The sequence below is a fragment of the Bradyrhizobium sp. SZCCT0148 genome (genome assembly GCF_018129985.1).
Taxonomy (GTDB): Bacteria; Pseudomonadota; Alphaproteobacteria; order Rhizobiales; family Xanthobacteraceae; genus Bradyrhizobium; species Bradyrhizobium japonicum_H.
Genome location: NZ_JAFCKT010000007.1, coordinates 52,728 through 68,985, shown reverse-complemented (window position 1 = coordinate 68,985; position 16,258 = coordinate 52,728). Strand labels below are relative to the sequence as shown.

At 65.2% G+C, this 16,258-nt stretch carries 14 protein-coding genes; 4 read left to right on the top strand and 10 right to left on the bottom strand.

Going from position 1 to position 16,258, the window contains the following annotated elements; translation table 11 throughout:
• Both JQ580_RS21310 and JQ580_RS21305 read right to left on the bottom strand, forming a co-directional pair.
• The gene (locus JQ580_RS21310; protein WP_212282392.1) at nucleotides 1-174 is read right to left on the bottom strand and encodes a hypothetical protein; all 174 of its coding nucleotides are present in this window, start codon (nucleotides 172-174) and stop codon (nucleotides 1-3) included.
• Nucleotides 174-1,196, bottom strand: coding sequence for a methionine synthase (locus tag JQ580_RS21305; RefSeq protein WP_212282188.1), 1,023 nt, complete (start codon nucleotides 1,194-1,196; stop codon nucleotides 174-176). The genes JQ580_RS21310 and JQ580_RS21305 overlap by 1 nt, the downstream gene beginning before the upstream one ends.
• Nucleotides 1,197-1,327: 131 nt before the next feature.
• Here JQ580_RS21305 and JQ580_RS21300 point away from each other — a divergent pair, with 131 nt between their 5' ends.
• The 3 genes from JQ580_RS21300 (at nucleotide 1,328) to JQ580_RS21290 (ending at nucleotide 3,753) form a co-directional block, all read left to right on the top strand.
• Complete coding sequence (locus JQ580_RS21300) at nucleotides 1,328-2,029, top strand: glutathione S-transferase N-terminal domain-containing protein (protein ID WP_212282187.1); 702 nt, start codon at nucleotides 1,328-1,330, stop codon at nucleotides 2,027-2,029.
• Between the two features lie 138 nt (nucleotides 2,030-2,167).
• Nucleotides 2,168-2,776: a 2-hydroxychromene-2-carboxylate isomerase gene (locus JQ580_RS21295; protein WP_212282186.1), complete on the top strand. Its 609-nt coding sequence runs from the start codon at nucleotides 2,168-2,170 to the stop codon at nucleotides 2,774-2,776.
• Entirely contained in the window at nucleotides 2,776-3,753 is a 978-nt protein-coding gene (locus JQ580_RS21290; protein ID WP_212282185.1) for an NADPH:quinone oxidoreductase family protein, read from the top strand. The genes JQ580_RS21295 and JQ580_RS21290 overlap by 1 nt, the downstream gene beginning before the upstream one ends.
• Before the next feature lie 158 nt (nucleotides 3,754-3,911).
• On the opposite strand, the gene JQ580_RS21285 is transcribed toward JQ580_RS21290, so the two are convergent.
• From JQ580_RS21285 to JQ580_RS21250, 8 genes are all read right to left on the bottom strand, one after another.
• The gene (locus tag JQ580_RS21285; protein ID WP_212282184.1) at nucleotides 3,912-4,802 is read right to left on the bottom strand and encodes a crotonase/enoyl-CoA hydratase family protein; all 891 of its coding nucleotides are present in this window, start codon (nucleotides 4,800-4,802) and stop codon (nucleotides 3,912-3,914) included.
• Nucleotides 4,803-4,982: 180 nt separating this feature from the next.
• Entirely contained in the window at nucleotides 4,983-6,404 is a 1,422-nt protein-coding gene (locus tag JQ580_RS21280) for an amidase (RefSeq protein ID WP_212282183.1), read from the bottom strand.
• Entirely contained in the window at nucleotides 6,397-7,569 is a 1,173-nt protein-coding gene (locus tag JQ580_RS21275) for a M20 aminoacylase family protein (protein ID WP_212282182.1), read from the bottom strand. The genes JQ580_RS21280 and JQ580_RS21275 overlap by 8 nt, the downstream gene beginning before the upstream one ends.
• Nucleotides 7,570-7,582: 13 nt before the next feature.
• The gene (locus JQ580_RS21270; RefSeq protein ID WP_212282181.1) at nucleotides 7,583-9,088 is read right to left on the bottom strand and encodes a M81 family metallopeptidase; all 1,506 of its coding nucleotides are present in this window, start codon (nucleotides 9,086-9,088) and stop codon (nucleotides 7,583-7,585) included.
• Nucleotides 9,089-9,341: 253 nt separating this feature from the next.
• A complete protein-coding gene (locus JQ580_RS21265) occupies nucleotides 9,342-10,991 on the bottom strand; it encodes an ABC transporter ATP-binding protein (RefSeq protein WP_212282180.1) in 1,650 nt (549 codons plus the stop codon).
• A gap of 153 nt (nucleotides 10,992-11,144) precedes the next feature.
• Nucleotides 11,145-12,032, bottom strand: coding sequence for an ABC transporter permease (locus tag JQ580_RS21260; protein ID WP_212282179.1), 888 nt, complete (start codon nucleotides 12,030-12,032; stop codon nucleotides 11,145-11,147).
• 20 nt (nucleotides 12,033-12,052) lie between these two features.
• Nucleotides 12,053-12,994, bottom strand: a complete 942-nt coding sequence (locus JQ580_RS21255) for an ABC transporter permease (RefSeq protein ID WP_162307607.1) — start codon at nucleotides 12,992-12,994, stop codon at nucleotides 12,053-12,055.
• Between the two features lie 204 nt (nucleotides 12,995-13,198).
• Nucleotides 13,199-14,329 (bottom strand): M20/M25/M40 family metallo-hydrolase, encoded by a 1,131-nt coding sequence (locus JQ580_RS21250; RefSeq protein ID WP_212282178.1) that lies wholly within the window; start codon nucleotides 14,327-14,329, stop codon nucleotides 13,199-13,201.
• A 268-nt stretch (nucleotides 14,330-14,597) separates the two neighbouring features.
• Here JQ580_RS21250 and JQ580_RS21245 point away from each other — a divergent pair, with 268 nt between their 5' ends.
• A complete protein-coding gene (locus JQ580_RS21245) occupies nucleotides 14,598-16,208 on the top strand; it encodes an ABC transporter substrate-binding protein (RefSeq protein ID WP_212282177.1) in 1,611 nt (536 codons plus the stop codon).
• Nucleotides 16,209-16,258 lie beyond the last annotated feature (50 nt).

Below are 16,258 nucleotides of genomic sequence, written 5' to 3'. Positions count from 1 at the left end.
CTACCGCACTGGCCGCCCTTGCTCGTCGACCGTCGTCCGCGCGTCGCGCACCGCCCTTTCGCGGATGACCTGGCGGCAACGCGTCAATCCGGCCTCGTTCGCCGAGCCTGCAGCCTTCGACGCACGCTCCACCATCGCCGCAGGTGCTTCGATGGCGCATGCCGTTCGCATCATCACCCCAGTCTCTCTCGCGCCAGCGCCGCGCCGGCGCCGAGCGCCATCAGCTTGGCTTCGGCGATCTCGCGCCGCATCGGGGCCATGCCGCAATTGGTGGTGGCGATGATGTTGCTCTTGGGTACGAATTTCGACACGGCGTCGATCACCTTCACGACGTCCTCGGCGGTCTCCACGGTGTCGCTGGCGACGTCGATCACGCCGGCCTGCACGACCTTGTTCTTCAGGAGTGCGAGCAGGTCGAGCGGCACCTTGGAATTGCGGCACTCGATCGCGACCTGCTGGATCGGGCTGGCGTCGATCGCCGGAAAGATCTGCTCATACTGCCGCCATTGCGCGCCCAGCGTCTCCTTCCAGTCGGTGTTGGCCTTGATGCCGTAGCCGTAGCAGATGTGCACGGCGGTGGTGCAGGTCAGTCCCTGCGCGGCGCGTTCCAGCGCCTTGATGCCCCAATCGTTGACCTCGTCCATGTAGACGTTGAAGGCGGGTTCGTCGAATTGCACGAAATCGACGCCGTCGGCCTGCAGGGCCTTGGCTTCCTCGTTGAGCAGCTCGGCGAACGCGAACGCCATCTTGACGCGGTCGCCGTAGTAGCGGTCGGCAATGGTGTCGATGATCGTCATCGGGCCGGGCAGGGTGAACTTCAGTTTCCGCTTGGTGTGCGTGCGCGCCACGCGCGCCTCGAAGGCGTGGACGCGATCCTTGAGCCGCAGCGGGGCGACCACCTGCGGCACCATCGCCTTGTAGCGGTCCTTGCGGATGCCCATCTCGACCTTGTGGGCGAAATCGATGCCTTCGATCTTTTCCAGGAAGCCGTGCACGAAATGCTGCCGGGCCTGCTCGCCCTCGGTGAGGATGTCGATGCCGGCGTCCTCCTGGATCTTCAGCCAGATCAGCGTGGCATCGCGCTTGGCGCGGAGCAGCTCGTCGCCTTGCGCCTTCCAGGGCGCCCAGAGCATGTTGGGCTCGGCGAGCCATTCCGGCTTCGGCAAGGAGCCGGCGATCGTGGTTGGAAACAGCATGGCGGCCCTCCGGCGGGTTGTGTTGCGCCCCTTCCTGCCATGTCCTAACGTCGAGGTACAGAACAACGAAAGTCGCTCTCTCTTCCAGCGCGGCAATGGGAAATGCCAAGGGAAATACCAAGGGAAAGGTCATGATCGACCTCCATTACGCACCGACGCCGAACGGTTGGAAAATCTCGATCATGCTGGAGGAACTCGGGCTTCCCTACGTCGTGAAGCCCGTCAACATCCGTACCGGCGAGCAGTTCAGCCCCGACTTTCTGGCGATCTCCCCGAACAACCGCATCCCCGCGATCGTCGATCACGCACCCGCCGACGGCGGCGGGCCGTTCCCGGTGTTCGAGACCGGCGCCATTCTGATTTATCTTGCGGAGAAGACCGGACGCTTCTTGCCCGCCGATTTGCGCGGACGTTCCGCCACCATCCAGTGGGTGATGTGGCAGATGGCCGGCCTCGGGCCGATGCTCGGCCAGCACGGGCATTTCGCGCTCTATGCGGCAGAGAAGATCCCCTATGCGATCGAGCGTTACCGTGACGAGGCGGCGCGGCTCTACGGCGTGCTCGACCGGCAATTGGAGAAGACCGGGGCCTATGTCGCCGGCGACTATTCCATAGCCGACATGGCCTGCTTCCCGTGGACCATGACCCACAAGGCGCAGGGCTTTACGCTCGATGACTTCCCGAACATCAAACGCTGGTATGCCGAGGTCCGCGCCAGGCCTCAAGTACAGGCGGGACTGGCGATCGGCAAGTTCGTGAAAGAGCCGTTCAACGAGGAATCACGCAAGATCATGTTCGGGCAGAAGGCTAAGGAGCTGCTGGGAAAGAAGTGACGGCCACGCCGTCATTCCGGGGCGCGGCGAAGTCGCGAGCCCGGAATCCATCGAGCTTCAGCGAATGCTGCGAAACGGATTCCGGGCTCGCGCCCAAGAGGACGCGCCCCGGAATGACGAGAGCACAAAGGAAACGCCATGATCGAATTCTTCTTCGACTGCTCCAGCCCATGGACCTATCTCGCCTTCCACAACATCCAGCCGCTCGCCAGGGAGTTGGACGTCGAGATCGTCTGGCGGCCGATCCTGGTCGGCGGCATCTTCAACACGGTCAACCCCAGCGTCTACGCGCAGCGCGAGAAGCCGGTACCGCTGAAGGCGCGCTACATGAAGAAGGACCTCGCCGACTGGGCGCGCTCGGCCGGCCTGTCGATCAAGATGCCGCCGACGGTGTTTCCGGTGAACAGCGTCAAGGCGATGCGCGGGTGCATCTGGCTAGACAGAGACATGGTGCCGTTCGCGACATCAGTGTTCGAGGCCTATTGGGGCGAGGACAAGGACATCTCGCAGGACGCGGTGCTCGCCGAGATCTGCAAGAAGGTCGGCCTCGACGAGGCAAGATTCTTCGCCGGCATCTCGGAGCAAGCGATCAAGGATCAGCTCAAGGCGAATACGGAAGAGGTCGTCACCCGCGGCGGCTTCGGCTCGCCGACGATCTTCGTCAACAAGACCGACATGTATTTCGGCAATGACCGGCTGCCGCTGATCCGCGAGGCATTGCTGCGCGGCAAGGCGAGCGCGGCCTGATGGTACGCGCCGTCGTCTGTCGCGCGCTTGGCGCGCCCGAAACCTTGCGGCTGGAAGAGTTTCCGTCGCGCGCCCTGAAGCCGGGCGAGGTGCGGGTCAAGATCCGCGCCGCCGGCCTGAACTTTCCCGACGTGCTGATGGCCGCTGGCGAATATCAGCTCAAGCCCGAGCTGCCGTTCACGCCGGGCATGGAAGCCGCCGGTGATGTCGCCGAAATCGGCACGGAGGCGAGCGGTGTTGCCGTCGGCGACAAGGTCATCGTCAAGATGCGGCACGGCGCGTTCACCGACGAAGCGGTGGTCACGCCGTCCCAGCTCACGCCAAAACCCTCGACGTTCGACTACGCCGAGGCTGCGACCTATCTCGCCGGCCATGGCACGGCCTATCATGCGCTGATCGATCGCGGCCGGATCGAGCCGGGAGAGGTGCTGCTGGTCCATGGCGCCGGTGGCGGCGTCGGTCTTGCCGCCGTCGAGATCGGCAAGATGCTGGGCGCGACCGTGATCGCGACCGCCTCCAGCGACGAGAAGCTCGCCATCGCCCGGGCGCGCGGCGCCGATCATATCGTCCGCTATGACCGTGAGCCGTTTCGCGATGCGGTCAAGCGCATCACCGACGGTCGCGGCGCGGACGTCGTGTTCGATCCTGTCGGCGGCCAGGTTTTCGAAGACTCGATGCGCTGCATCGCCTGGGGCGCGCGCCTCCTGGTGATCGGCTTCACCGGCGGCATCGGTTCGGCCAAGACCAATCTGCTGCTGATCAAGGGCGCCAGCGTGCTCGGCGTGCGCGCCGGCGAAGCGGTGCGAAAAAACCCTGCGCTGGGAGAGGTGCGCCTGAAGGCGCTGCTGCAATGGGCGGAGGAGGGCAAGCTGCGCCCCAACGTTTCACACCGTCTGCCGCTGGAAGACTATGCGAAGGCGATGCGGTTGTTGCTCGACCGCAAGGCGATCGGGCGCGTGGCGCTGGTGATGGAGTGAGGCCGTCATTCCCCGCGAAGGCGGGGACTCGAGTGATGGAGTGACGGTGCCTTGTTGACGTGCCGTAGGGTGGGCAAAGTGAAGCATGCCCACCACTTCTGCCATCACTGATGGATGGTGGGCACGGCGCAAGAGCGCCTTTGCCCACCCTACAAAGCCTACTTGTATTCCCGCTCCGTCCACCACGGGAAATAGTCCGGCATGTCGCTGGACACCTTGTCCTTGAATTGCGCCGGGCGCTTCTCCAGGAACGACACCACGCCTTCCTTGACGTCGTCGGAACGTCCTCGGGCGTAGATGCCGCGGCTGTCGACCTTGTGGGCTTCCATGGGATCGTCGGCGCCCATCATGCGCCACATCATCTGGCGGATCAGCGCGACAGATACCGGCGCGGTCTTCGCCGCAAATTCCTTGGCGAGCGCGCGGGCGGTCGGCAGCAGGTCATCGGGGGCGACGACCTTGCTGACGAGACGGCCGGCGAGGGCTTCCTGGGCCGGGAAGACACGACCCGAATAGCACCATTCCAGCGCCTGCGAGATGCCGACGATGCGCGGCAGGAACCAGCTCGAGGCGGCCTCCGGCACGATGCCGCGCTGGGAGAAGACGAAGCCGAACCGCGCGGCGTCCGAGGCGATGCGGATGTCCATGGCGAGCTGCATGGTGACGCCGATGCCGACCGCGGGTCCGTTCACGGCAGCGATGACAGGCTTCAGGCACTTGAAGATGCGCAAGGTCACCTGGCCGCCGCCGTCGCGCACCTGGGGATCGCTGTAGTCCACCGTTCCGTCGGCGAGGCGCTTCACGGGGCCGCGCCGCGCATCGCGGTCGAACGTATCGGCACCGGAGGACAGATCCGCTCCCGCGCAAAAACCGCGGCCGGCGCCTGTGACGATGATGGCGCGGACGTTGTCGTCCTTGTCGGCGGCCTCGAATGCGTCGATCAGCTCTGCCTGCATCTGCGCGTTGAAGGCGTTGAGCTTGTCGGGCCGGTTCAGGGTGATGGTGAGGATCTGCTCGGCGACCTCGTATTCAATCGTCTCATACGCCATCGGTGGTTTCCTTCCTTTTATCTTTGTGGACCTCTTTAGCATGTCATTCTGGGGCGCGCGAAGCGCGAGCTCCGGTGCGCGATTGCGCACCTGGGAATCCATCTTTCGACATCAGTAGTGCCGACGAATGGATTCCGGGCTTGCGCCAAGTGGGCGCAAACCGGAATGACGACGGTGCAGTTATTTTGTCGGCGGCCTGGGCCAGGGCTTCTGCGCTCCGCGCAGCCCCTCGAACGCCTTGGCCAAGCCGAGCACGCCGATGTCGTCGAAGCGGCGACCGACGATCTGCACGCCGATGGGGAACCCCGCGGCGTCGAAGCCGCCGTTGATGGAGACCGCGGGGTTCTCCGACATATTCCACGGTACGGTATAGCAGATGTGCTCGAACGGCCTCATCGGATCGTTGGTGGGCGAGGCCCAGTCCGCCGGATAGTTCACGTTGGGCGCGGTCGGCGAGATCACATAGTCGAGCTCGCAGAACAGCTTTCCGGCCGCTGCGCGGATCGCCATGGTCTGGTTGAAGCCCCGGATGACGTCGACGCCGGACAGCTTGGCGCCGGACTCGCCCCATTTGAAGATATAGGGCAGCACCTTGGCTTGTTCGGCCGGCGTCAGCTTCGACAGATCGTCCCACATCCGCGCGCGCCAAAAGTTGTCGAGACCATCGAGCATCTCGCGCGTGAGGATACCGTCGACCTCGGTGACGACGGCGCCTGCGGACTCGAACGCCTTTGCGGCCTTCACCGCCACCTCCCGCACCGGCTTTTCAGCCGGCAGGCCGACGCCGGCATCGAGCATCAGGCCGATGCGCAATTTGCGTGGCGATTTTTCCAGCCCCTTCCAGTTCAACGGCTCGGCCGGCAGGCTCATGCCGTCGCGCCGGTCGGGCTTTGCGATCACGCTCATCATCAGCGCGCAATCGTCGACGGTGCGGGTCATGGGACCGGCGACGCGCCCGACATAGGTCGGATCGATCGGCACGCGGCCGAAGCTCGGCTTCAATCCGACGAGGCCGCACCAGCCCGCGGGCAGGCGGACCGAGCCGCCGATGTCGGTGCCGAGATGCAGGGGACCATAGCCCGCTGCCGCCGCAGCGCCGGCACCCGCGCTGGAGCCGCCGGGATTCTTGGAGAGGTCCCAGGGGTTGCGCGCGAGTGCGTGGAAAGAGGAGAGCCCGGAGGACAGCATGCCGTAATCGGGCATCGTGGTCTTGGCGAAGATGATGCTGCCTGCCTCGCGCAGGCGCGCGGCGGGCGGGGCGTCCTTCTCGGCCGGGACGAGCTTGACGCTGGCGGCACCCAGCGGTACCGGCACGCCCCTGGTCGCGATGTTGTCCTTCACCGTCACGGGGACGCCGTCGAGCGCGCCGGATGGCTCGCCGCCGGTCCAGCGCGCGGTCGAGGCCTTGGCGGCCGCGCGCGCGCCGTCCGGATCGAATGCATAGAGCGCCTTCAGATGCGGTTCCCACGCAGCGACGTGCGAGAGCAAATCCTCCAGCACCTCGCTGGGCGAGAATTGCTTGGCGCGATAGCCCGCGATCAGATCGACCGCGGACAGATCGTGCAGCGAGGTGACCGCCTCTTCAGCGCTCTTCTTAGGCATGAGCGCCGACCGGCATGCGGGTCTCGATGATGCGGGCGAACATGCTGGCGCCGATCGGCAGGATCTTGTCGTCGAGCACGAAGCCGGGATTGTGCACGGGCACCGAGCCGTCATGGCCGACCCAGAAATAGGCGCCGGGAATGGTCTGCAGCATGTCGGCGAAATCCTCGCTGCCCATCTTGGGCTGGGCGCGGGTGATGACGTTGGCGGGATCGACGATGGTGCGCGCGACCTCCTCGACCACCTTGGACTGCTCGACCTGGTTGATCAGCACGTCGAAGGTGTCGCGGATGTCGACGTCGATCACGCATTCGTAGGCACTCGCGATGCCGGCGCAGATCGTGCGGATGCGTTCCGCAATCAGAGTGCGGACCTCCTTCGAGAAGGTGCGGATGGTGCCGCAGAGATGCGCATCGCCCGGGATGACGTTGTAGGCCGAGCCGGCATGAATCTGCGTGATCGAGATGACGGCGGCCTGCAGCGGCTCGACGTTGCGGCTCACGATGGTCTGGATTGCCTGCGCCAGCGTGGTCGCGATGATCACTGCGTCCTTGGAGCGCTCGGGCATCGCGCCATGCGCGCCGTAGCCGGTGATGCGCAGGTCGAAGAAGTCGGCGCTGGCCATCGCAGGTCCCGGCAGGATCGCGATCTCGCCGTGGTTGAGGTCGGGCGCGTTGTGCAGGCCGTACAGCTCGTCGCAGGGGAACTTCTCGAACAGGCCGTCCTTGATCATCGCGCGGGCGCCGCCGAGACCTTCCTCGGCCGGCTGGAAGATCAGGTGCACGGTGCCGTCGAAATTCCTGGTCTCGGCGAGGTAGCGCGCCGTGCCGAGCAGCATGGTGGTGTGGCCGTCATGGCCGCAGCCGTGGAAGCGGCCGGGGATTTTCGAGCTCCATTTGAGATTGGTGTTCTCTTCCATCGGCAGCGCGTCCATGTCGGCACGAAGGCCGATACGCTTGCTCCCGGAACCCTTGCCCTTGATGACGCCGATCACGCCGGTGCCGCCGAGGCCGCGATGCACCTCGATGCCCCAGCTCTTCAGCTTGTCGGCGACGATGCCGGAGGTGCGCACTTCCTCGAAGCCGATCTCGGGATGGGCGTGCAGGTCGCGGCGGATGGCGGTGAGCTCGTCGGCGTAGCCGTCGATGCGATCGATCGTGGGCATGTGTTCTGTCCAGTTAGCGTGAGGGAGGCGTGAAAACGGAGCCGTTCGGCTTGATGCGGATGCCCGGCCGCAAGCGCGTCCAGGGCAGGGTGGCGGTGTCGGCCGGCATTGCGCCGGGCGCGGCGCAGATCATCAGGCTCGCAGCGATCGGCTCGAAATCGGCGCGGAAATGCACCGAGCTTTTGTTGACCAGAATCTTCTGCTCGGTCGGCTCGATGCCGACATAGCGGTACATCGCCTGGTCGGCCAGCTGCGCCTTGTGCGAGGAGACGACGACGCGGACGTCGCCGATGCGCAAGCAAGCGGAGGGGCCCATCTCCATCTCGCGGCCGCCATAGTACGGGCCGGGCGCGATGAAGCGGCCGTCGGAGAGGTTTTCGACCACGAAGGTCTCGGTATAGGGTTCGTCGCCGGGAATGCCGGACTTGCCGCCGAGCGACAGCGTCACGGTGGCACCGACGCCGGCGTCATGCGCGGCCTTGGCGGAGGCCGGATCGTAGATCACGCCGGTCGCCGCACTCGCTCTGTTGCGGACCAGTGCGCGCAGCATGCCCGTGGTGTCGGAATCGCCGCCGGCACCGGGATTGTCCTGGGTGTCGGCGATGATGATCGGCTTGCTCGCGCCCTTCGCAAGCTCCATGGCGTGCCGCACGCCATCGTCGGGCGACCAGATCTTGCCGTCGAAATCGTCTTCGTGGCTTTCGATCAGCTCGACGATCGCATCGGCCGCGCGATCGGCGTCCGCTTGCGTCCTGCCATAGGCGAACACGCTCGGGCCGCAGTCGCGAAAATCGGCGGCGGGAAAGCCCGGTGCGAAAGACAGCGTCGGAACCGCGTCGGTCTCCAGAGCGGCGAGCTTTTCGTAGATGCCTTTGGTCGGCTGGTCGTTGGTGCACTGCCAGCTGATCGGGATCAGGAACGGCAATTGCCGGAACGCCTTGGCGAAGCGCTGCTTCGTATTCAGCAACAGAGCGAGATGCCGCGCCGAGGCGCGGCCGGTCTCGGCCATGTCGACATGGGGATAGGTACGGTAGGCGATCAGCGCGTCGGCGTGCTCCATCATCTCGGGCGTGACGTTGGCGTGCAGGTCGAGGCTGGTGACCAGCGGAACGTCCTTGCCGATGACGCGGCGCACCCGCGCCAGGATCTCGCCTTCGCCGTCATCGAGATGCTCGGTCACCATGGCGCCGTGCAGGTCGAGATAGACCGCATCGAGCGGGCCGGCGGCTGCGATGCCGTCGACCATCACCTTGACGATACGCTCGAAGGCATCCCTGGTGACGTGTGCCGACGGGCTTGCGCCGCAGGCGATCGTCGGAACGAGTTCCCAGCCGTTGGCCTCTGCGCTGTCGACGAAGCCGGCGAGGCCGACATTGATGCGGCGCATCACCTTCAGGACGTCGGCACCTTCCGTCATCGCCGGCCAGCCGCCGCCGTGCTGGAAATCGGCGAAGGTTGCCTTGGTCGGGGCGAAGGTGTTGGTCTCGTGCAGGAAGCCGCCGACGGCGATGCGTGTCATCAATTCTGGTCCGGTGAGCAAAGAGGGGGGACGTTAGCCTTGGCCCTGCGGAGAGAGCAAGGCGGGACGCACTCGCGCCGCGCATAGGGTCAAGACGTTTTAGGAATGCTGCTCCGCCGTCATTCCGGCGTTCACCCCTCGGCGCGCGCTCGGGTGCGCAATTGCGCACCCGAGAATCCATGTCCAGCAAACTCTGCGGTTCGATGGATGCCAGGCGCATCGCTTCGCGATGCCCCGGAATGACGACTGAGATTTAGGCGCTCGCCGCCACACCTTCCGACACCGGCCGGAAGTTCGCGAAGTCCCAGCCGCGGCCCGGTGCTGCTTCCAGCAGAGCCCTTGTATAGTCCTCTTTCGGATGCGTCAGCACTTCGGCGGCGGGGCCCTGTTCGACCACGCGGCCGTGCTGCATCACCACGACCTCGTCGCAGATCTGTGCTGCGACGCGCAGATCGTGGGTGATGAACAGGATCGCGATGCCGAGCCGATTCTGGATCTCGTCCAGGAGTTCCAGCACCTGTGCCTGCACCGACACGTCGAGCGCCGAGACGGCCTCGTCCGCGACCAGCACGTCGGGATCGAGCGCGAGAGCGCGCGCGATGGCGATACGCTGGCGCTGGCCACCAGAGAACTGGTGTGGATAGCGCGACACGGCGTCGGCCGGCAGGCCGACCAGCTCCAGCAGTTCGCGGGCGCGTTTCATCGCGTCGGCATGCGAGACGCCATAATTGATCGGGCCTTCGGCGATGCTCTCGCCGACGGTGATGCGCGGGTTGAGCGAGCGGTAGGGATCCTGGAACACGATCTGGATCTTCTGCCGGTGCGGCTGCAGCAGGCGACGCGAGATGTCGGCGATCTCGCGGCCGGCGAGGCGCACACCGCCGGAGGTCGGATCGATCAGGCGGACGATGCAGCGCGCCACCGTCGACTTGCCGGAGCCGCTTTCGCCGACGATGCCGAGCGTGCGGCCCTTGCGCAGCGTCAGCGTCACCTTGTCGGCGGCGACGACCTCGCGGCCTTTGCCGAAGAACGCGCGCTCCTTGTAGACCTTGCTGAGCTCGTTGGCTTCCAGCACCACGGGCTCGCGGCTGTCCTCGCGCGGCGCCCGCGGCACCAGGCTCGGCACCGCCGCGAGCAGATTGCGGGTGTATTCCATGGTCGGGTTGCGCAGCACGGTCTCGAGCGGGCCGGTCTCGACCAGCCGGCCCTGCCGCATCACGGCGACGCGGTCGGCGATCTCGGCCACCACGCCCATGTCGTGGGTGATGAACAGCACCGCGGTGCCGTGATCGCGCTGGAGGTCGCGGATCAGGGTCAGGATCTGCTTCTGCGTGGTGACGTCGAGCGCGGTGGTCGGCTCGTCGGCAATGAGCAGCTTCGGCTCCAGCACCAGTGCCATCGCGATCATGATGCGCTGGCGCTGGCCGCCGGAGAGGCGGTGCGGATAGGAGGCGAAGATGCGCTCGACCTGGGGCAGGCGAACCTGCTCCATCATGTCGAGGATGCGCTTCTTGCGCGCCCTGGCGTCGAGACTGGTGTGCGCGCGCAGCACCTCGTCGATCTGGCGGCCGACCGGCACCACCGGATTGAGCGCGGTCATCGGCTCCTGGAAGATCATCGCCATCTGCGTGGCCCGAAGCTGGCGCAGACGGCGGTCGGTCGCGGTGAGGATCTCCTCGCCGACCAGCTTGACGCTGCCGGCGGTGGGCACCAGCGTGCCCTTCGGCAACAGGCCCATCGTGGTGAGCGAGGTCACCGACTTGCCCGAGCCGCTTTCGCCGACGAGGCACAGCGTTTCACGCTCGCGGACCTGGATCGAAATGCCGTCGATGATCTTCGGTCCGCCCGGCTTCTTGCCGACGGAGACCACGAGGTTGTTGATGTCGAGGATGGTGTTGGTCACGTCAATTTTCTCCGTCATCCCGGGGCGCGACAAAGTCGCGAGCTACGGTGCGCAATTGCGCACCAGGGAATCCATCGGGCCGCAGCACACGTGATGAAATGGATTCCGGGTTCGCGCCAGGAGGCGCACCCGGAATGACAATGTTGGATTGTCTCACTTGCCTTCCCGCTGCTTCATGCGCGGATCGAGGGCGTCGCGGGCGGCATCGCCGATCAGGTTGATGCTGAGGATGGCGATCGAGAGCAGAAGGCCCGGCCAGAAGATCAGCGACGGCTTGATCTGGAAGTACTGACGGCCCTCGGCCATGATGTTGCCCCAGGTCGGCGTTTCCGGCGAGATGCCGGCGCCGAGGAAGGAGAGGATCGCCTCGGTCAGGATCGCGCTGGCGCAGACATAAGTGCCCTGGACGATCAGCGGCGCGATGGTGTTCGGCACCAGATGGCGCCACATGATCTTCGGCAGGGACGAGCCGACCGAGATCGCGGCTTCCACATAAGGCTCCTCGCGCGCCGACAGCACGACCGAGCGGACCAGGCGGGCCACGCGCGGGATCTCGGGAATGGTGATCGCGATCAGCACCGTCCAGATGCTGGCGCCGGACAGCGAGACCACGGCGATCGCGAGCAGGATGCTGGGCATCGCCATCAAGCCGTCCATGACCCGCATCAGCACCGCATCGACCAGCTTGAAGAAGCCGGAGACGAGGCCGATCGCGAGCCCGATGACGATCGAGAGGATTGCCGAGCCGATACCGATCAGAAGCGAGATGCGGCCGCCATAGAGGACGCGCGAGGCCAGATCACGGCCATAGGCGTCGGTGCCGAGCAGGAACTGCGCGGACGCCGGCTTCAATCGCTGCGATGGCGCCAGCTGGATCGGATCATGGGGCGCGATCAGCGGCGCGAGGATCGAGATCAGCACGATCAGCGTGAGCAGGACCGTCGCCGTGGCGATGATCGGCGTCGAGGTCAGGAATCCGAAGCGCGGCCGCAGCGGCGACGTGATCGGGATGGACGACTGGGGAAGGGTATCGACCGACATGGTTGTCCTTAATCCTTGCCTCAGTACCGGATCCGGGGATCGAGCAGGGTGTAGGCGACGTCGATGAGAAGATTGACGACGACATAAATCAGCGACGTCAGCAGGATCATCGCCTGGATCACCGGATAATCGCGCGCCAGCACCGCATCCACGGTGAGACGGCCGATGCCGGGGATGTTGAACACGCTCTCGGTGACGACGACGCCCGAGATCAGAAGCGCAAAACCGGTGCCGATCACGGTGATGACGGGCACGGCGGCATTGCGCAGCGCATGCCGCATCATCACGGCGACCTCGTTGATGCCCTTGGCACGTGCGGTACGGACGTAGTCTTCGCCGAGCACGTCCAGCATCGCCGCGCGCGTCATGCGCGCGATCAGGGCAATATAGATGAAAGAGAGGGCACAGGTCGGCAGGATCATGCGTTCGAAGAACGCGCCGAAGCCTGCGCTGATGCTCTTGAAGCCCTGCACCGGCACCCAGCGCAATTCGAGCGCGAACACCTCGATCAGGACATAGCCGACCACGAACACCGGCACCGAGAAGCCGAGCACCGATAGCCCCATCACGAAGCGATCGATCCAGGTGCCGTGCTTCCATGCCGCGATCACGCCCAGCGGCACCGCCACGATCACGGCAAGGATGATGGTGCACAGCGCGATCGAGATCGAGGGCTCGACGCGTTGGCCGATCATCTTCATGACGGGCAGGTTGGAGATCAGCGAGGTCCCGAGATCGCCGTGCAGCAGCTTGTTCACCCAGGTGATGAACTGCACGATCAGGGGCTCGTTGAGCCCGAGCGAGGTGCGGATGCGCTCCAGCCGCTCCGGGGTGGCGTTGTCGCCGGCGAGGATCGCGGCGGGGTCGCCGGGGGTGAGGCGAAGGAGGAGGAAGACGAACAGCGCGACGACGCCCATCACGGGCACAGCGGCGAAGATTCGGCGAAGGAGATATCCGAGCAAGTTGGATCCGTCAGATTAGAGTTAATTGAAGGCAGCGGCCATGGCCCGTTCTGCCACCAGCCTAACATTTCAGCAATTCCCGTGCCATCCGGGCTCGGACCCCGAGGGGCGCCATGCCCGGGCTTGACCCGGGCATCCACGTCTTTCTTCGTATTTGGTGGCAAAGGCGTGGATGCCCGGCCATGACGGCGGTGTTCCCGGCAGTCAGTCCAGCGTCGCGAGCAGTCCCGCCATCAAGCGGCCGCGCTCGACCAGGCTCTCGACCTCGATATACTCCTCCAGCGTGTGGCCATTGGCTCCACGCACGCCCAGGCCGTCGAGCGTCGGGATGCCCATTGCACCGGTGAAATTGCCGTCGGAGCCGCCGCCGGAGCTCGCATGCGGCAATTCGGCACCGAGCGATTTGGCAATGCCGCGCGCCTTCTCATACAGCGCCATCGTGCCGGCATCCGGCTCCCACACCGGACGCGTCACCCCGCGCGTCACCTTGAAGGTGACGTCGTTGGCCGTGCCCGACAGTGCCAGCATCCGCTCGACGCCGCGGTCGAGATCGGCCTGCCGCTTGGCCATGGAGAGCGCTTCGCCGGTGGCGGTCGTGGCAACGCAATTGACCCATTGCCCGCCATGCACGACGCCGACCGAGAAGGTGCAGTCCTCCGTCGTCATGGCGTCGATGGCGAGAATCTGCCGCGCCATCTCGCGGATCGCCGAGCGTCCCGCCGACAGCGTCGCGCCGGCGTGGCTCGGCCGGCCCGTCGCCTCGAGATTGAAGCGCGCGATGGCGTAACGCCCGGTGGTCACGCCGTTGTCGGCGCGGCCGGGCTCCGGCACCAGCACGTATTTGTTGCGCGCGGCCTCGGCCTCGATGATGTCGCGTGTCGATGGCGTGCCGACTTCCTCGTCCGGCGTGAACAGCACCGTGATCGGCAGCGGCGTGGTGAAGGATGCGCGCGCCAGTTGCCGGATCGCTTCCAGCGAGAGGTAGTTGCCGCCCTTCATGTCGTAAATGCCGGGGCCATAGCACTTGTTGCCCTCGCGCCGCCATTTCAGCTTCTCGATGGTGCCGACCGGATGGACGGTATCCATGTGGCCGGCGATCAGGATGCCGGGCTCGCCTTGCTTGGGATGGGGAAAGCGCGCGCGGATCACGCCGCCGAAGCCCTGTCGGCCCGCGATGCGTTCGATCGTCGCACCCATGATCGCCATATCCCGCGCTGCGATATCGAGCATGCGATTTACGGCCCCGGCGTCCCAGGTCGGGCTTTCGCATTCGACCCAGGTGCGCAGACCTTCGAGCATGGCTTCGGAATCGAAAGGAAGATTGGCTGGATTCATCTCAATGTCTCTCAAGCTTCGGAAGATGGAACGCGCATTGCATTGCCGCGGTCGGGACGAGTGGAGAGTGTTGTAGAGCCAAACCGATCTTTGTGGAGCCTGTGCGCCTGCCGCCTGGGCTTGCAGCGAAACCGGATTGACGCGCTCGGCACGGTCTGCAAGTCTCGAAAGATAAAGGCGTTGCATGAGGTTAGTTCGCCCAAAGAACGAACCACATGCCCAATCAATAGCCCGCCTTTGAACAGTTTCACGTCAGGAGAAACTTTTTATGTTGCACTTCATGCGCCGGGGGTCTCGCGCGTTCGCCTCCAAACTCGCGCTGTCTGTCGTCGCGCTTTCGACAGCGCTCGCCTCGCCCGTGCTTGCGGCCGGCAAGACCATCACGGCGGTGATGCATTCCGATTTGCGCATCATCGATCCGATCTTCACCACGGCCTACATCACGCGTGACCATGGCTACATGGTTTACGATACGCTGGTGGCTCCAGATTCGAGCTTCAAGATCCAGCCGCAGATGGCGGACTGGAAGATTTCCGACGACAAGCTCACCTACACCTTCACCCTGCGCGACGGTCTGAAGTGGCATGACGGCGCGCCGGTGACGGCGGAAGACTGCGTTGCCTCGCTGAAGCGCTGGGCCGCGGTCGACGGCATGGGCCAGAAGCTCATGGACTTCACCGCGAGCATCGAGGCGACCGACGCCAAGACCATCACGCTGAAGCTGAAGGAGCCCTACGGCCTCGTTCTCGATTCCATCGGCAAGCCGTCCTCGCGCGTCGCCTTCATGATGCCGAAGCGTCTCGCCGAGACGCCGCCGGACAAGCAGATCCCCGAGCAGATCGGCTCGGGCCCCTTCAAGTTCGTGGCGTCGGAATTCCAGCCGGGCGTGAAGGCGGTCTACGTCAAGAACGCCGACTACGTGCCGCGCAAGGAGCCGGCGAGCTGGACCTCCGGCGGCAAGGTGGCGAAGGTCGACCGCGTCGAGTGGATCACCATGCCGGACTCGCAGACCGCGGTGAACGCGCTGCAGTCGGGCGACATCGACTTCATGGAGAACCTGCCCTACGACATGCTGCCGGTGCTGGAGGCGAACAAGGACCTCACGATCGAGGTTTCGAACAAGTTCGGCTTTCAGACGCTCGGCCGGATGAACTTCCTCTATCCGCCGTTCGATAACGTGAAGGTGCGGCGTGCCGCGTTTCTGGCCATGAACCAGAAGGACGTGCTCGACGCGCTGGTCGGCAATGCCAAGTATCAGAAGATCTGCGGTGCCTTCTTCGTGTGCGACACGCCGTTCGCAACCGATGTCGGCGCCGAGACCCTGATCAAGGGCAACGGCATGGCGGAAGCCAAGAAGGCGCTCGCCGAGTCCGGCTACGACGGCACCCCCGTCGTGATCATGGCACCCGGCGACGTCACCACGCTGAAGGCACAGCCGATCGTGGCGGCCCAGCTGTTGCGTGAGGCCGGCTTCAAGGTCGACCTGCAGGCAACCGATTGGCAAACGGTGGTGAGCCGCCGCGCCAGCCAGAAGCCTCCGAAGGAGGGCGGCTGGAACATGTTCTTCACCAACTGGGTCGCGGCCGACGTCTCCAACCCGATCGCCAATCTCTCGATCGGCGGCCAGGGCAAGAAGGGCGGCTGGTTCGGTTGGGCGGAAGACGCCAAGATCGAGCAGCTCAAGGACGCGTTCGTCCGTGCGCCCTCGGTCGACGAGCAGAAGAAGATCGCCGCCGACATCCAGAAGGAAGCCTATGAGCAGGTCATCTACATCCCGCTCGGGCAATATCTGCTGCCGAGCGGCTGGCGCAAATCGCTGACCGGCGTGCTCGACGGCCCGGCGACCCCGCTGTTCTGGAACGTCGACAAGTCGGAGTAAGGCTCACTGCAAAGAAGGAAGGCGCGTCGCGCCTTTCACGCCGAACGTTA